Genomic DNA, 16530 nt, shown 5'->3' on the forward strand with positions numbered 1-16530 from the left:
ATCGTGGTTGGATAGATTTTCTATTTGAATATTTGACTAATTCGGCATTTGAGCAGTCAACCAGGTCGAAATCCCTTTCATGCCATTACGTTCTACATTCGAGCCGTCCCACACGGCAAAGGCCACCGGAAAGCTTGACCCCGGTTTAAACTGGACATCATTGGGATCATCGGTCGTGAGGGATCGTTTCATAACCACCCGCCACGTCGGTCCATTGCAGCATCCTCCCTTGAGGGCACCATAAGGTTCCCATAGTCCGTTGCCCAGCACATTTTGTGTCGATTGGGTGGTAAGCGTGCTAAAGCCGTTGGCGTTCAGATCTTCTACTGAACTGATTCGGAGAGAAGGGTCTGACATGATATTTCCTGACCAGATACCCTCGTTAAAAGGCCCGGAGCTTCGTCCGGTTCGATTCATATATGTGACCCCTCGTGAGGGCTCATCATAATAATAATCCCAGGCTATAGAGGGGTATTGTTGATCTACGTCCCACATGCCGGCCACTCCGGTGCCAAGGTCTTTTTGCCATTCAGCGTTCCATCGCCAAATATTCACGGTTCCCCCCGATTGCCCCATGCACTGAAACGGGGGCGCTCCGGAATCCTGAACGGGAAACTGGATGGCCATTTGATCCCGAAAATCTTGCGGCCCTATCGTGGTGTTGTTAATGGTCTGGTCACCCCAATTGGCCCATACCCCAATGTCTTGACCATTGGTCGCCATCTTCACCATGACAGTTTTGACGGAGATATTAGGATGCATGGGTGTGGTGATGGTCTGACCACTCAGTGGAATGACAACTCCAGGGACCGACTCCCAGATAGGATTAGCCGCATCCATCGCAATGTCTCCTTTAATGGAAGTAATGGGAATCGTCACCGGTTGGCTCACAGCTAGAGGGATGTCGATCAGGGCGAAGGCACCCGCCAAAGTCAGAAGCCCAGGGATAAGCATAAGTGAAATCATTCGGTGTTGATTCGTAGGATATTTCATATTTCTCCTGTTACGTGAGAGATAAATTCTCGAAAAATTCCAGTTCAAGGCACACCCGTTTTTGAATCGTGTCATCACGCCGATGGCTAATTAGCACCACACTTTCTTAAGTCTGGGTTTTCTTGACAGTTTCACTTCTGCCAGACGATAACGACTCCAAAGGTTGATAGAGGCGATGCCGCCCGCCAAAATCATGAAGGCACCCAATAAAAATGCAAACGGTTGGTTCATGCGATTATTCCCCCTTTTGATGAAATGAACGGCCGATGGTATTGCTGAAGGTGACGGGGAATCAGGCTGGGTTCCCCACAAGCTGATACTCGCCTCATAAATGATTTTTCTCCAGGCATGCTCCATGGCAGGGCTCCAAGCATCTTCTGCCAACTCAGAAAAAATATCTAAATAGGTCTCCGCCAGGCTAAGCAGCTTATCTGGTTTCAGGTGGTCCACCGTTGTGGGTAAGAGATCTTTCCATTGCTCTCCTATGGGTGACCGAATTTTTCCACTTAATCGGATTTCCCTGATGATCGTATCGAGGATCTGGACGATGCGCCTGCTGAATGGTTGTAGCCCAATGGTTTGGAGAAAAGTGGAGACCTCAGGATGATCTCGCACCAGGCGATGGAAAAGCTTGTCGGCAAATGCATCCTCATCCTCTTTGATCCATCTTAAGCCGCATTCAAGTATATAAATCTCCGTATTTGAAAATTTGGGGGTAACTTGTCTCATATCAGATGGGCCTTTCCTGTGGTTCTCTAAATGCTATTGCCTGCTATTTCAGTGTACACCCTGGCATTTGAGGGAGGTCAAAGGAATTGAAAAACCTTAGACAAGGAAAGGCCGCTTAATGCTTGCGAGTGGGTTTGAAGTCAAACTTTTCTAACGGCCACAATGGGTCTTGAAATTTTGGCGGGTGTCGGAACTCTAAAAAGGAAGGAGGATGACAGAGATTATGCCTCTAGCCATTTCCGAATATCCTCTGCTGCACGTCGACCGGAAAAGAGCGCGCCGTCAATGGTCCCGGTGGCACAAAAATCCCCACATGCGAAGACTCCATCCAGAACATGTGTCTGACGGGTGAATGGATCAGGAAATGGTGGAACCTGGACGGGTTGAGCGGCCGTGATGTGATAGGCCCGAATTGGCTGCCAGTCTTCGACTTGTGAGCCAAACCATTGACGCAATTGTTGGCGTACACGGGTGGTAAGGTCTTCTTCGGAAAGATCAGTATTGTTTAATACTGAAACGGAGATCAACTGCTTGTTGGTCGTGGAATAGGTCGTGGCGATTTGAGTGAGGACACAAAGATTATTAATTGGACCGCTTTCCTCGCCGTTTAATAAAAGATAGGGCCCTGAAAATGGCGGCTCAGATGCGCCATAGTAGAGGCAGGTCACGCGGCGATAGGGGGCTGGATTAAGACCGGGAACAAGCCTCGTTGCGGCTGGTCCGTCGGTGGCCAGGACAATGGCGCGGGCGGATAGGGTCTCTCCGGCTTCCAATGTCACCGACGTCTTCTGAATGGATGTGACCCTGGCTTGAGTTCGAATTCGCTCTACCGAAAGATGTGATGCCAATTGTCTGGGAATGGCTTCCATCCCACAGGCGGGAAGTGAAATGTCTCCGGACGCAAACATCCGCAGGGCAAATTCCGCCATACGACTGGAAGTCTGTAATTCCGGATCCAAAAATACGCCACTAAGGAATGGTCGAAAAAATCGTTCAGTCATAAAGGGGGAAAATCCGGAGTTTTTGAGGAGTTGAAGTGTTGAGGTTTCGGGCCTCTGAAATAGAACGGTTAAGGTTCCGGAACATGCTCGATGGCGTAATGTTGCCACCCTGATTTTGTCCGAAAGAGTGCCGATAGGGTTGAAGAGCGTCTGAAGGCCCTGAAAGGGATGTCGGAAGGGATCCGGCATTCGATGCCATTCTTCAAGACACCGAATCACCGCACCAGGGAAAAAATGATGGAGCTCAAGGGCGGGATAATCTAATATTTTTTTAGCCTCAGGATAGGCAGTTGAAAAGACCTGGAAACCCCGGTCTAGAAGAAAGCCATCGACGTGATCGGTGCGAATTCGCCCTCCTACGGCGTCGGATGCTTCCAGAACTAAAAAATCGATCCCATAATCCGCCAACGTTTTTGCGCAGGAAAGTCCGGCAAGGCCTGCTCCGATAATGAGCACATCAGCATTCATAGGAGAAATATGTTTGTGGAGGCCAAGGAAGAAAGAAGGATACGGCTGTTATGTCGAAAGCCGTGCAATTTATGATTCTTCTAACACCTCAATCGAATTGCCGAAGGGATCGGTGATATAGACCGAATTAAGTCCGTCCCGGTGGGTAATGAGATCTCCAAATTTGTTGGCATCTGGACGACTGAGCGCAAAATGAGAAGGATGTTCACGAGGGAGAACAAGGGCCAGCTTGGTATTGGCGAAGGCCAGAAGCGCCCAGGACTCATCAATGTAATCCACGCAACAGTTGAAGCGGGAGGTATACCACTCGACCGCTTTGGCCACGTTTGGGACTGGAATCGCTACATGATGGATCGTATCCAGTTTTGACGGCTTGGAGGGTGGTTTTTGCTTTTGGGTGACAGTGTTTTTCCCTTTGGCCGCCATGTGTGTTTCACTAACCTCTCTATGCGTATGGAAAGGAGGGGTAAACAATAAAGCCTATCAAAATTGGTGGATGTGTTCCATCAACATTTTTGAGACCTTCTCCAGATTATAGGGCCAGGCATAGATGAGAGTGACCTTCGGGTGTTTCTGGCGGAGCTCTTCCAGTTCTTCGGGAATTTCACATTCGGAATGCGATCCTCCAGGAGTAAACATCGTCGAGACCACGGTAATCCTCTGTGCTCCCTGGCGAATGAGGGACTCAACGGCTTCGGCGAGTGTCGGTCCGCAAAACTCGTTATAGGCCAGGCCAAACAACGATCCGTTCAGGAGTGGCTTCATGGCAGCTCCAAGGGTCTCAAGCCCAGCCTGGTAAGGATCTGTCTCAGGGGTCCGAGGCCAAGTGCGAACTTTGGTGTCCAATTCTAATTCTTCGGGCGTCATGGGACTACCGGTTGCCCTTCGCTGGGCTTCCAGGCGTTTCAGTTTGGTGATGAGATCAGAGGGGTATCCCTTGGGAATGCCTCCGTGTCCGACTAGAAGAATGGCTTTTTTGACTTCTGACATGTGGTGGACTCCTATGATTGCCAGGAATTGAATGATGATGGGTGTAAAGCCCTGGCGCTTTCACCCATGCTAGGTCGTTGTTGCAAAGTTTTGATATCCTGGAGTTGGGTGAAATATTCAATGTTGTGAGTGCGAAGGAGAGGCGCATAGGGTTTAAACCCTGGTCCGCCCACCATCACGGTACACGACGGCTGAAGATGTCGAGTTATTTTCTGAAGCCAGGATCTTAATATTTTCTCTCCTGGTTCAAGATTGCAGGCAAGGAGAATAAGCTGTGCGTGTTTCCGGCGCAGGGCCATTTCCAGCATTTCAAATGAAACATTGGGCCCGAGGTACATGCTGTGCCACCCAAGTCCGCGTAGCAAAACTCCTGCAGTCAGTGGAGCAATTTCATGAAAGTCTCCAGGCACACAGGCGATGAAAGCGTGCGGTCCTCCCGGAGGAGGTTCTTCGCGAAGAACGTTAATGAGGTGCTGACGCACCAACCGGCTCACACTTTGTTCCCCCCTCAGACTCATCCCTCCTTGATGCCATAGTTCGCCAATCAGGCGCAAGAGCGGAAAAATAATGCCTTCCAGGGCTTTCTCAAGCCCCATATGGTTGATCCATTTCTCAAGCATGGCGGTAATGGCTCGTACGTCCTGGAGCCGGGCCAACCGAATCACGTCCTGGGTATCATTCCAATAGAGGGGGGCAATTCCCGAGAGATTGAGAGGGACATGATTCATCGATTGTCGGAGTTCGTCCTCACCGGCCTGGGCCAATTGCCCAATGGATTCCCCATGATCCAATTGTGATTTCAGGTACAGGAGAAATTGAATGTCATCTTCCGTAAAGAGTCGATAGCCGTTAGGGGCTCGCTGAGGATGGACCAATTGGTAGCGTTCTTCCCATTTCCGAATCACGTGGGCGCTGAGTCCCGTGGTACTGGCCACAGATTTAATGCGAAATTTCTGGGTATCGTTTGCAATGTTAGACATGGTTGCGCAACATCAGCTCTTTTGGATGTGGATTGAGATATACCTGATCATTTAAATAGGGTACAGCCAGGACGCGCACATAATGTTTAATGAGCGTCAGGGGAACGGCCAGGGGTGTGAGATGCCGGTGGTAATCCTGAATGGTTTCCTGCAACTCGGCCCGTTCAATCGTGCTCAGTTGTTTTTTGAAGTAGCCGGCCAGATGCTGGAGGACATTGACATGTTTTCGCACTGTGGCCTTGATTTTCAGCGCGTCCATAAATAATGGACCATATTGATTGGCGAGGTCACCAGGTGTGTGTTGGCCTGCCTTCGCGATGAGTTGTCCAAGTTCGTGATAATGCGAACGGCTGTGGGTAAGCAATAAATATTTGTGGCGCGTATGGAATTGGACAATGGCTCCCCGGCTAATCCGATGGTGTTGAAATAGATTTTTCCACCTGCGATAACAGAAAATGCGCTCGATGAAATTTTCCCGAATCGGTGCATCGCTTAATCGTCCTTCTTCTTCCACCGGCACCAGCGAAAACGCTTGTTGAAATGCGGCGGAAAAAATACCGGTACCCTGTTTGGAAGGTTGCCCCTTCTCCGTATAGACTTTGACCCGATACACCCCGCAGCTTGGGGAACTTTTTTTAAAAATATACCCATCCAGGTCAGACTCTTGTAATTCCTGAACCCGGCGCTGGCTATAGGTCTGTAGCGTTTTGGTGTGATCTATATGGGTGCGTATGGTCAGGAGTTGTGGTGCATCGGGATCACCGGCCAAATGCATGGCTTCTCGCGGGGTGCCCAGTCCCGCTTCCACTTCTGGGCAGACTGGAAGCCATTCGACAAACGGAGCCAGCACATCCGTGAGGAACACATCCCGTTTGTGGCCGCCATCGTATCGAACGGTGTCGCCGAGCAGACATTGGCTGATGCCCAATCGTGGTTTAAGATCCCGTAGTTGGGTCGCTGTGAGTTCTTCTTTGTGAGAAGTGTGACGGTCTTGCGGTTGATCGATGGTGATGAGTCGTGTGGTCATGACAATACAGGTTCTTTCAATTGAGGGTTCATCGGTTCACGCATGTAATTCTGAATAATTGTAAATTCTTGGTACATGTTTAATGCCTGTATACGCCCATTGGCATGTTCTACGATTGTATAAAGTTTGGTTGCGCCAAACTCTCCACCCGACTCGACTGTAGGGTAACTCCTGTGGCTTAAATCATGTGTGAAATATCTGATGAAAGGAAACCATGTCATGGTCCGTCACATCACGAATAACAAAAGGTTGAATTGGTTCCGCATATGATAACTTTAAACGCTGGAATCATCCCCTATGGAATTTCTCTTCCTCACATGGATTGAGGCGTTTGCTCCATTAAAACCGATTCGTTAATTCGAACCACGCTGACGGTGCGTTCACCTTGCGGACCTGTCAGTCCCAGTCTGACAGTGCTTCCCACTTCTCCACGAATGAGCCCGACCGCTTCCTGATAGGTTTTCCCTGCTACCGCCACCTCATTCACGGTCAGAATTTCCTCTCCATGAGTCAGTCCAGCGCGTGCAGCGGGTCCGGATGGATGCACCGCGCGAATGATTAATCGAGCGGGTTCTCCAATTCGGCCGGCTGTAATATGTAGGGCAAGTCCGACAATTCCCGAGGGAGCGGGTGTGTTGGGGCCTGGAGGACTGGCGTGGGGGTTGGTCGGTGATGTGGGATTTCCCGATGGTCCTTCATACGCCAGGCTATCAGGAAAGGGGGAGGCAAGCAGGAGCACAGCCATGGCGAAACAGGGAAGCATGATTCTGCTGGCGAGATGGTTGAAAGCTGCATAGAGGCGCATAACTTAAATCTCCTTTTGTCAATTATGGCGAGATGCCGGATAAGCCAATGAGGCACAAACCCATGAATAAGACCAGGGAATTCAGTTGGACCGAAAGACGGTGAAGCCCATCCCGTTGTTGTTGAAGTAACGGGGTTGTAAGACCTTTGGCCTGTTTGACTTTCAATTGGTCACTGAGTTCATTGATTTGAGCAATGAGGGGTGTACGGCAATAATGCTCAATGGCCAGAACGCCTAACCAGATGGTGGCGGGAAGTAAAACGATGGATTCAAATCCATTCAGCAGTCCCAGGGCAATGCTGGTGGTCCAGCCAACCGCAGCACTGATCATTCCCAATCCATAATATTGGGGAAACAGGCTTCGGACGACTTTGGCGAAGGTGTCGGTGTCCAGGGTCCTCGACAGAACCGGCGCGGTCACAAATGACAGAAAGACAATCTTGCCCACCAAAATGGCCATGGCTAACAAATTGAAAAAAATAAGAATGTGTTCAGTCATCGTGTCACCTCTTAAGAAGCATTGGGAAGCAGGCTTTGAGACACCCGCAAGGCCTGGTCAAAATCAGGCAACTGACCCATAGGCACCCTTTCAACATATCGAATAATGCCCTTGGTATCCAGTACGAGTACCGTGCGCTGGAGAATGCTCAAGTTTTCCAGAAGAAGGCCTGTGTGTGTGCCGAACTGATAGTGAGGAGCGTCCGATAAAAATGTCATATTGTGAATATTTGTTTTCGCAGAAAATTCCTGTTGATCCCTATAAGTATTTGTGCTCAACGTGACAAACGTGATCGATTGATCCAACCCTCCATTGCGTTCACTGAAATAGTGCGTCTGTTCATCGCACACCGGCGTATTCAACTGTGGCACGACACTGATTAATGTCACGTGCCCCTTGAGGGTATCAAGGGAGACGGCCTCTCCATCTTTCCCGATGACGGTCACAGAGGGAATGGGACGGCCTTTTTCCAGGGAGAGAGCTGATCCAAAGACAGTGGATCCCCAGATAACGGTAACCAAACCGGCAGTAAAAATTGGAAAGAACAACATGAATACGAGCAGCCTAAGTGATTGCTTGTTACCTGTGATGTTCATCGGTTCGCTCCTTTATCCCTAGGGTGAGGCCAGTTACGTCCCCTGGGTTGCTGGTTTGTCCAATATGAGGTGTAAGGCTTCCTGGAGGTTGGGATGAGAAAATGAAAACCCACCTTTTAGGGCTTTTTGCGGGTGCACGCGTTGCCCGGTAGTCAACATCGTGGCGAGCTCCCCAAGAGCGATGTTCAACAAAAATTCCGGAACCGGGAACCAGGAGGGACGGTTCATGGTTTTTCCCAATGTCGTACAAAATTCCTGCATGGTAGCTGCTTTCGGAGCGACCCCATTGATGGGCCCATCGAGGGTGGGGTGGGTGATGACAAAAAGAATAAGGCGAGCAAGATCATTCCGGTGGATCCACGAAACATATTGAGTTCCGGGTAAAACGGGACCCCCCAGAAACAAGCGAAACGGCAACGTCATTTTTGAGAGCGCTCCGCCATCCGGTCCTAAGACCATTCCGAAACGAATTGGAATCACCCGAAGACCCAAGGCTGCTCCTTCCATGGCGGTGTTTTCCCAAACCTGAGAGAGATCTGAGAGAAAGCCCTGTCCGGGAGTGGACGATTCATCCAGCTCTTCTTCTCCTCTGGCTCCATAAATGCCGATTCCTGAGGCGGAAATAAATGTGTGGGGTTTGTGTTTCCAGCTTGAGATGGCCAGAAGCAAGGCTTGAATCGGTTGCACCCGGCTGTCAATGAGCACCTGTTTTCGCTTGTCTGTCCAGCGGGAATCTGCAATGGGGGCACCGGAGAGATTGATGACGACATCAGCGCCCTCGCATTTCTGTACCCATGGCCCTGGTGTCACTCCGTCCCATTGGATAAAACGGGTTCGCGGGGAGGCTGACGCGGTGTGATCACCTGCATGGCGGGTGAGAATGGATAGGAAATGGCCCTCTTTAGTCAACACCCGGCAAACCTCTCGTCCGATAAATCCTGTTCCCCCTGCAATGACTATCTTCATATCCAGTCTCCTATTTCACGACTTCCGACGGGGTATCCCATTCTTGCAATTCCACGGAAGGAACAATACGAGCATCCCCCACCAGATCAATGCCAAATGGATCGGGCTTATGGGTGTCTTCAGGGTAGACGATGGCCGGGGTTGAGAGTATATCCATATCCACATTGAGGGTGTGGTCGGGAAGAATGCGAATGGTCGCTGTGGTCTGACCCATCGGGTGCCAGATGACGAGATTATAGGTGCCGGGCGGAATGTCAGTGATAGAAAATTCACCCCGCTTTCCTGCCAGGGTGACATAGGGATGTGGAAGTACGACTCCCCACCCTTCCATAAATTCATGATAGCTACAGCGAAAGAGGACCACGCCCGTCTTTTTCACCGCATAAGTGATTTCCGACCCGGCTCGATGTGTGCCGGTGGTGCCTTCTGAAAGAAAATCACTCTTACGATTATCGGGATGCGGTGGAAGATTATGCCCGAACAGATGAAGTCCACCCGTGTCTGAGGTTAGGAAGATTTCGAGTTTGTGTTCAACGGGATCCCAATTTTGAAAATGGAATTCCTGCCCGACTTTTGCGGTGCTGAGATATGGAAGAAACATGCAGTCTTTGGTTTGAATAATGCCTGAGTTCGTTGGAGCTGGTTTTCCGCGTGGAACATCCTCTAAAAATACTATGGCGCCCGGCAGTGACCGGTTTGGACCTGGTTTGGTGATGGGAGAAAACCGCCAGCCTTTCCCGTCCGAAATTCGTCCACAATAATAGGGATCGGCAGAGAGTACGAGATTGTAACGTCTTGGTGAATGAAGCATTCCCTTAATGGAGACGAATCCCTCAAGATTCCCTCCAGTGAAATTTGGGATTTCTTCATAGGCGAATGCTGAATGTATAGGATTGAGTATCCAGCAGAGGCTCAAGGCGAAGGCTGCGAAAATACTTCCTCTGGTCGAAGAGAATTTCTCTGTTCTCAAGTTCAACATAGTTGCCTGCTTGTCGATATCCCATCAGTCAAATCGTGATCCGCGCTTTTCCCTTATTCAACGGGGAAGGAGATGATAATTCCTCCCATGACGTCACCGAGTTTGCGATCACGTTTGGGGCTGAGGAGGTGAGTGTTATGACAATTGACGCATGCCTTGGAAATTGCCCGGTCTGCATAGATGGCCTGGAAATATCTCTGTTCTCCCCTGGTGATGTAGCCTGTGGACGGTTGAGAAGGCTCACGTTCTACGGCGGCCAGACCAGCTGCTTCGAAGTCAGTGGCGGGACCATTTTTTTGGTAAATAGGAAGAAGGCTTGCCAGACGATACTCGAGGCCGATGCCTTTCTCCTTCACTGCTGATCCTGAGAGCAGTAGCATTTGTGCCGGAAGGGGCAGAGCGTTCCGGGATTCCCAGGCTTCCGAGGCGATGACTGTTCCTGTTTCCTGCATGCGGTCGACGATATGTGTGGTATACAAGGTCCGGTCAGATTCAATCACCGCATAAATGAAATCGGCCACGATTTCCGGTCGAATTCCGTTGATCGAATGAGTGCCGTCTTCGCTAGCAGCGATATCTGCCATGTTGAAGCCAAAGAGGATCACCGCTGAAGTTAAGAAGAGGACTTGTAGCATTTTCATCACGACACCTTCATGCCCCATTACTGAGCATGGCTTTGTGACGCTGTCTGACCCGGGCCGATGTCCCGTGCACATCGAAACCCGATGCCATGAGTTTTTAATGCAAACCCGCCCTTGCCTCTGGAGGTCGCTCTTAAATCGGTATCAAAACTTTTCCAAGAACCTCCACGGAGCACTTTCAGAATCCCGGCTTCGGGGCCCATGGGATTTTTGTCTGGAGCCGTGGAATAGTATTCGGAGTCGTACCAGTCCTGAACCCATTCACGGACATTGCCTGCCAGGTTTCGGAGTCCGTATGCTGATTGGCCTTCCGGAAGGGCCGTCACTTCGACAAAGGTCTTTTTCTCTTCCCAGTCTTTTTCAAAATTGGCTTTGAGCGGCGTGGGTTTTTCGTCCCCCCAGGGATAGAGGCGGCCATCGTTTCCTCGAGCCGCTTTCTCCCATTCCGCTTCGGTGGGCAGACGCTTGCCGGCCCAAAAACAATAATCGACGGCATCGTGCCAGGTGACCTGGACGACTGGGAGTTCCGCAATGTCCTCTTCCTTGTTGAACGGGCGTTCGGCGAACACATTCATCGGCGGCTTATGTAATGTTTCATCCAGGAATTTCATGTAATGCTGATTGCTCACTTCATACTTATCAATGGCAAAGGCATTGAGATAAATTTTGCGGCGAGGTTGTTCATCGACGCGACCTTCTTCGGGGGCGCTCCCGCGAATGAATGGGCCGGCTGGGATGGTCGTCATTTCTACCGGGTCCTTCTCGATCAGGAGCCCTTCCGCTGCGATGGCAGCCCGTGGGGTAGCTGTCAGCGTGAGTGCGATTATTATTAAATACCACATTTTCATTGTTTCTTCTCCCGACTTGCCTGAACAATGTTCTGAGTGATCTGCATAATCTTCTGTGTGAGAATTTTTACCGAATCGAAATGGTTGTCCCGCTCAGCCATTCTGGCCTCCATAAGGAACCCGCGGGCTTCGTGCAACTGTCGTTCAATGGTAGACTGAACTGCCGGTGAAGCCAGTGTCCCTCCAATGGCCGCAGCATGAAACTCCTCCCAGGCTTGATCCGTGGCTTGGGCAGATTGATAAATGAGCTCCTGGGCCACCTCCTGTTCCTGTGTGACCCCTAGCGGAACTCCGTAGACCGGGGTTCCACCAGGCATCCACAGAATGATGGTGAGAAAGAGAATTCCCGCCAGATAAGATTTGGCTACGTCAATATTCATTCCCATTGTCTTCTTTGCTTGATTGACCCTCATGCGAATGTTCCTACTGGATTTTACCTTGTACGATCGCCTGCATCTGTTGGAGCTCCGTATTTTGAGGATCCAACTTAAGAGCCGTGGCAAGATGTGTCTTGGCTTCCTGCCATTTTTCCTGGCCCATACTCTTCATGGCGTCAATTGTGCTTGTTCGTATCCTGTCATTGACCGCACCCGGAGCTGTCTTGGCGCATCGAAATCCTAAGCCTACCCCATAGCTATTATTGGAGGGATGATTCCAAAACCGATGTGTTGTGGTGATACTGGATTCTGCGGCGATCCATGATCCACCCCGAATGACCCGCTTCTCACCGACAGTCAAGCGATCAACATACGTGCCGGTTCCCCCGATCCAGATGGGTTTAAGTGGCCCAATCGTGTTTGCAGGATGCGGTGTCTTTTTATAAAAATCAGGATCATACCAGTCTTCCACCCATTCAAAAACATTTCCTGCCATATGGTGAAGGCCGTAAGGGCTTGCCGATTCCGGCATGGAGTCAATAGGTAGGGTGGCTTCATGATTTTTGCCAAAGTTGGCTTTTGTTGTATCGAACTCATTACCCCACGGATATTTCAATCCCTCAGGGCCTCGAGCGGCTCGCTCCCATTCCGCTTCTGTCGGGAGTCGCTTGCCTTTGAATTCGCAATAGGCCTTGGCGTCAAACCAGTTTACTCCCACCACCGGCTGGTTGGATTTATTCAACCGGGGGTCGTCCCAATAAGCTGGTCCGGGATGCCCCTTGGTTTTCATAAACTCCGCATAATCGCTGTTTGAAACTTCGTATTTGTCAATAAAATATCCATCAACCACCACCCAATGGGCCGGTCCCTCATCATGAAAGGCTTGTTTGGACCAGGGCATGCTCATTCTCTGTTGATAGAGGGTTGCAGAGTCGCCCGTGGTTGGCGTGGCGTTTGACGGATCTTTATCGATGCCCATGATGGAAGGGCCGAAGGGCACATACGCCATTCTGTCTGGCACTATCGCAGAGTCCTGAGCAAATGCTGCCGACGGATGAAGGGTTAACAGGAGACTGCCGAGGAGGACACCCGCCATAGGCAGGCGTCCTCCTGATCTGGTCAATCTTTCTTTTCTGACTTCTCCAGATTTTGTGTTTGTCATAACGTTCTTCCCGTTTGGTTAAAGGCTGTCGAATGAATGATCAGAATTATGACGATCAGGACTTCCTTGACCTACTTTTTCCCTTTATTGATTTGATCCATGATCAAAGTTTGGGTCTGCAGATATTCTTGATTTTTCGGATCGGCCTTAAGAGCCTTCTCAATAGATGTGAGAGCCTCCTGCCATTTTTCCTGGCCCATGCTGATCAGAGAGAGCATGAAGTCATATTGAACCGACTGAAGGCCGGCAGGGGAGGCCGCCTGGGCACAGCGAAAACCCAAACCAACACCATAAGAGTTGTTCTCAGGTTGATTCCAGAATCGATGGCTGGTATGAAGTGAGCTGGCCGGCGCGAGCCAGGAGCCACCTTTCAACACTTTGACCGGACCCTGATTCGCAAAATTGAGACCTGTGGAAGGACCTTGGGGGTTCATGGCAGGGCTGACATTAAAATAGCCGGGATCATACCAATCTGACACCCATTCAAATACGTTGCCGGCCATGTTATAGGCTCCGAATCCACTCTTCCCATCCGGATAGGAATCCACCGCAGTGGTTTGACCGACGGACTGGCCATAGTTGGCCTTGGTAGCATCAAGCTCATGCCCCCATGGGTAATGAGCATGTCCGTCAGGACCTTTCGCCGCCCGCTCCCATTCGGCTTCTGTTGGCAACCGTTTCCCCTTCTTTTCGCAAAAGGTGCTGCCGTCATACCAGTTGACACCCACGACCGGTTGCTCCGGTTTGTTTAACCGGGGGTCATCCCAATAGGCCGGAGCCGGATGCCCCGTGGTCTTCATGAATTCCTTGTAGTCCTTATTGGAGACCTCATACGTATCGATGTAATAGGCATCCAGGACCACATTGTGAGGTTTCTCATCCTGATGATCATTGCTGCCCATGACAAACTCGCCTCTAGGCACGAGAACCATATTTTCAGGGCCAGCGCTCAATGCAGGAGTGGTGATGAGCAGAAATGAGGTAAGTACGGTGCCACCGATGGTCTGTTGAAATTTCTTCATGGAAGAATCTCCCTGATTAAGTGGAAAATTGGATGAGGCACTCTGTCGTAGATTCATGACGTGAACCCTCCGGTTAATTGTTGGAGTGATGGTTGAAAAGATGCCGGTTCTTCAAAATCGTGGCATCGAACAGATCTCCGCATTGCAGACATTTACAGACGGGGATCTGGAATTCAGAGGTTCCCTGATCGGGTGAGATACAAAAACTACTCACCAAGAACCCCCCGCAGCGCGAACAGTTATTTGAAACCTTCCCAGCGATCTCATTGTCTCTCCTTCCTGTTTGCTGGCTTGAATGTTGTTTGGTGAGTGTCATTGTAGCTCCTTCGCCTTAGATTAAAAGTGAGTGAAATTTTTATATATAATGTTTGTCTAATGTATGTTCATAGTTATAGCAATGCGTACAATGTTTGTCAAGTGTTATGGTTTTAATGTTTTGACATACATTGTACGTATTGCTATAAATACCTAATGCCAATGTATAGAATTCACCGTTTTTCCAAGCTTACGGGCCTTTCTCCTCATGTCATACGAGCCTGGGAGCGGCGATATGGACTGGTGACCCCTATTCGAGGAGAGAATCGCTATCGCCTGTATACGGACGAGGATGTGGTGTTGTTCCGCTATCTCAAGTCTCAGGTAGACCAGGGGATGGCCATTGGGGAATTGTCCGAGCAGGGGCGTGAGCATCTACAGGAACAAGCTCAGCGGGTATTTGTGGAGACCTACCGTGAGCCACCACCCTCTGAACGCTTAGTAATCGATTTATCACAGGCATTAGAGGAGAATGATCGTGCGGGATTTGAACGGAAATTGAATGGGGCCTTAGCCGTGATTCCTTTTGAAGAAGCCTTGCATCGTTTTTTGCTCCCTTTACAAGAACGGATCGGGCAATTGTGGCACGATGGGATCCTTGGTGTGGGCCAGGAACATTATGCCTCGAATCAAATCAAACAAAAAATTTTTTCGGCTATGAACCAGTTTCAAACATCGGAAGAGGGTCCCGCAGTCGTTATCGCCTGTCCTACAAATGAATGGCATGAAGTCGCGGCAATGACCGCAGCCTTTGTCTGCCTGGCACGGGGTTGTCGAGTGCATTATTTGGGGGCTAATTTACCTATTCCTGAATTAGCGGCCTATTGTGACCGGAACCGTCCTACCTGTGTGTTGCTTTCTGTGACAATTATGGAGTCTTCGGATGAAGCCTGCGCCTTGGCACAAGAATTAGCGGGTAAGATTGTCCCGCGGTCTTCTGTGGGGATTGGGGGACAAGGTATTCAAGCACATGCTGAAGTATTTTCTCGGGAAAATATCATCGTCTTTCAGGACTTGAAGGCTCTTGATCGTTTTGTGTTTTCCCTCAAGCACTAACTCCTGTATAGCCTCCTCAGTTTCAGATTAGAGGGTTTATATACCCCAATCAATTTTTCATTCGCCTTCCCCCATTCGTTCTTTAAGAATTTTACCCTTTCGTATAGTCCCTGTTTCATATTTGAGAACGCTTTGATATGGTGGCCTTTTCCGTCATTCAACGGCGATAGAATTCGAACGGCATGTTCAGGAATCAAGGCTTTCAAAATGAGAAGAGCACTTTGCCTGAGATAATGACTTGAGGGAGGCTGCAGGGTTATGGAAAACGACTTATATCAAATCATCTATGCCAGTGCAGAAACGCGGCCAATTGAAGAAGACGAGCTGCTTGTGATGTTGAAACAAGCACGAGAAAAAAACAAGCAACTTGGAATCACGGGCATGTTACTGCATTGCGATGGATCGTTTATTCAAGCCCTTGAGGGGCCCAAAGACCAGGTGATGAATATGCTTGGGGTCATTCGGCAGGATTCTCGCCACAACCGAATTGCGATTTTATTTCAAGGTCCGATCAAGAACCGGAGTTTTTCCCAATGGTCAATGGGATTCAACAGACCTTCCAAAGAGAAACTGGCAACGAGCGAGGGTTATACCCCTTATCTTGATGTAGGCGATGATTCCCGGGCCATTAACAATTATTCCAGTGTCGCCTTAAAATTAATTGGCGCGTTTCGTGAACTATCTGATAAAAAATCGTCATCCATGGAGGGCTAACTCCATGCTCACCTACACATTCTTCCGGAACATAGACCGGACCCTACCTATTTCGAAAGCACGGCTGTGAAAGGACGAGTCCCCGCCCATAACAGTCGGGGTGCTTTGTCTTGCGCGAATGACTTTTATGCAACGTTGTCGTTGCTCTTCATTTAACAAAGACATGTCGGTGGGCCATGTACTCTCAAATACATGCCCCAATCCTCTCTGACCAATACCTGGAAGTGTCCCTGACTTTAGAAATCTGGAGCCTCCTGTGTTTTCTCCTACCCACTTCATCCATTTTTAACTGGCTTTTGTGATCAAATGGGTCTGTTGAAAAAAGCCGCCAGCGGCGTTCTCGCCATTTTTCCGTGCTCACG

19 protein-coding genes are annotated in these 16530 nt (G+C 49.8%); 2 read left to right on the forward strand and 17 right to left on the reverse strand.

Annotated elements, in window-relative coordinates; all coding sequences use genetic code 11:
- Positions 1 to 36: 36 nt before the first annotated feature.
- The 17 genes from AAH187_RS15880 to AAH187_RS15960 form a co-directional block, all read right to left on the reverse strand.
- Complete coding sequence (locus AAH187_RS15880) at positions 37 to 993, reverse strand: ethylbenzene dehydrogenase-related protein (RefSeq protein ID WP_342349452.1); 957 nt, start codon at positions 991 to 993, stop codon at positions 37 to 39.
- A gap of 90 nt (positions 994 to 1083) precedes the next feature.
- Positions 1084 to 1722 carry a globin gene (locus AAH187_RS15885; protein WP_342349453.1) on the reverse strand — a complete coding sequence of 213 codons (639 nt, stop codon included), beginning with the start codon at positions 1720 to 1722 and terminating at the stop codon, positions 1084 to 1086.
- Between the two features lie 221 nt (positions 1723 to 1943).
- Positions 1944 to 3191: an NAD(P)/FAD-dependent oxidoreductase gene (locus AAH187_RS15890; RefSeq protein WP_342349454.1), complete on the reverse strand. Its 1248-nt coding sequence runs from the start codon at positions 3189 to 3191 to the stop codon at positions 1944 to 1946.
- Between the two features lie 69 nt (positions 3192 to 3260).
- Positions 3261 to 3617: a VOC family protein gene (locus tag AAH187_RS15895; protein WP_342349455.1), complete on the reverse strand. Its 357-nt coding sequence runs from the start codon at positions 3615 to 3617 to the stop codon at positions 3261 to 3263.
- 57 nt (positions 3618 to 3674) lie between these two features.
- Positions 3675 to 4181 carry a CbiX/SirB N-terminal domain-containing protein gene (locus AAH187_RS15900; RefSeq protein WP_342349456.1) on the reverse strand — a complete coding sequence of 169 codons (507 nt, stop codon included), beginning with the start codon at positions 4179 to 4181 and terminating at the stop codon, positions 3675 to 3677.
- Positions 4182 to 4192: 11 nt separating this feature from the next.
- Positions 4193 to 5161, reverse strand: a complete 969-nt coding sequence (locus AAH187_RS15905) for a MerR family transcriptional regulator (RefSeq protein ID WP_342349457.1) — start codon at positions 5159 to 5161, stop codon at positions 4193 to 4195.
- Positions 5154 to 6188: a DUF523 and DUF1722 domain-containing protein gene (locus AAH187_RS15910; RefSeq protein ID WP_342349458.1), complete on the reverse strand. Its 1035-nt coding sequence runs from the start codon at positions 6186 to 6188 to the stop codon at positions 5154 to 5156. The genes AAH187_RS15905 and AAH187_RS15910 overlap by 8 nt, the downstream gene beginning before the upstream one ends.
- Before the next feature lie 313 nt (positions 6189 to 6501).
- Positions 6502 to 6993 carry a PDZ domain-containing protein gene (locus AAH187_RS15915; RefSeq protein WP_342349459.1) on the reverse strand — a complete coding sequence of 164 codons (492 nt, stop codon included), beginning with the start codon at positions 6991 to 6993 and terminating at the stop codon, positions 6502 to 6504.
- Between the two features lie 22 nt (positions 6994 to 7015).
- Entirely contained in the window at positions 7016 to 7492 is a 477-nt protein-coding gene (locus tag AAH187_RS15920; protein WP_342349460.1) for a DUF4149 domain-containing protein, read from the reverse strand.
- Between the two features lie 11 nt (positions 7493 to 7503).
- Positions 7504 to 8088, reverse strand: a complete 585-nt coding sequence (locus AAH187_RS15925) for a redoxin family protein (RefSeq protein WP_342349461.1) — start codon at positions 8086 to 8088, stop codon at positions 7504 to 7506.
- 33 nt (positions 8089 to 8121) lie between these two features.
- Positions 8122 to 9054, reverse strand: a complete 933-nt coding sequence (locus tag AAH187_RS15930; protein ID WP_342349462.1) for a TIGR01777 family oxidoreductase — start codon at positions 9052 to 9054, stop codon at positions 8122 to 8124.
- Positions 9055 to 9064: 10 nt separating this feature from the next.
- Positions 9065 to 10033 (reverse strand): carboxypeptidase-like regulatory domain-containing protein, encoded by a 969-nt coding sequence (locus AAH187_RS15935; RefSeq protein ID WP_342349463.1) that lies wholly within the window; start codon positions 10031 to 10033, stop codon positions 9065 to 9067.
- 53 nt (positions 10034 to 10086) lie between these two features.
- A complete protein-coding gene (locus tag AAH187_RS15940) occupies positions 10087 to 10674 on the reverse strand; it encodes a DUF3365 domain-containing protein (protein ID WP_342349470.1) in 588 nt (195 codons plus the stop codon).
- Between the two features lie 20 nt (positions 10675 to 10694).
- A complete protein-coding gene (locus AAH187_RS15945) occupies positions 10695 to 11522 on the reverse strand; it encodes an SUMF1/EgtB/PvdO family nonheme iron enzyme (RefSeq protein WP_342349464.1) in 828 nt (275 codons plus the stop codon).
- The gene (locus tag AAH187_RS15950; RefSeq protein WP_342349465.1) at positions 11519 to 11902 is read right to left on the reverse strand and encodes a hypothetical protein; all 384 of its coding nucleotides are present in this window, start codon (positions 11900 to 11902) and stop codon (positions 11519 to 11521) included. Before AAH187_RS15950 ends, AAH187_RS15945 begins: the two co-directional genes overlap by 4 nt.
- Before the next feature lie 43 nt (positions 11903 to 11945).
- Positions 11946 to 13061, reverse strand: coding sequence for an SUMF1/EgtB/PvdO family nonheme iron enzyme (locus tag AAH187_RS15955; protein ID WP_342349466.1), 1116 nt, complete (start codon positions 13059 to 13061; stop codon positions 11946 to 11948).
- Positions 13062 to 13132: 71 nt separating this feature from the next.
- Positions 13133 to 14083 carry an SUMF1/EgtB/PvdO family nonheme iron enzyme gene (locus tag AAH187_RS15960; RefSeq protein ID WP_342349467.1) on the reverse strand — a complete coding sequence of 317 codons (951 nt, stop codon included), beginning with the start codon at positions 14081 to 14083 and terminating at the stop codon, positions 13133 to 13135.
- Positions 14084 to 14554: 471 nt separating this feature from the next.
- Between AAH187_RS15960 and AAH187_RS15965 the strand changes: the two genes are divergently transcribed.
- Together AAH187_RS15965 and AAH187_RS15970 are read left to right on the forward strand one after the other, a co-directional pair.
- Positions 14555 to 15454: a MerR family transcriptional regulator gene (locus tag AAH187_RS15965; RefSeq protein WP_342349468.1), complete on the forward strand. Its 900-nt coding sequence runs from the start codon at positions 14555 to 14557 to the stop codon at positions 15452 to 15454.
- 258 nt (positions 15455 to 15712) lie between these two features.
- The gene (locus AAH187_RS15970) at positions 15713 to 16168 is read left to right on the forward strand and encodes a BLUF domain-containing protein (protein ID WP_342349469.1); all 456 of its coding nucleotides are present in this window, start codon (positions 15713 to 15715) and stop codon (positions 16166 to 16168) included.
- The last annotated feature ends 362 nt before the right edge of the window (positions 16169 to 16530 follow it).

Origin of the sequence: uncultured Nitrospira sp. (assembly GCA_902500695.1) — a bacterium.
Lineage (GTDB): Bacteria > Nitrospirota > Nitrospiria > Nitrospirales > UBA8639 > Nitrospira_E.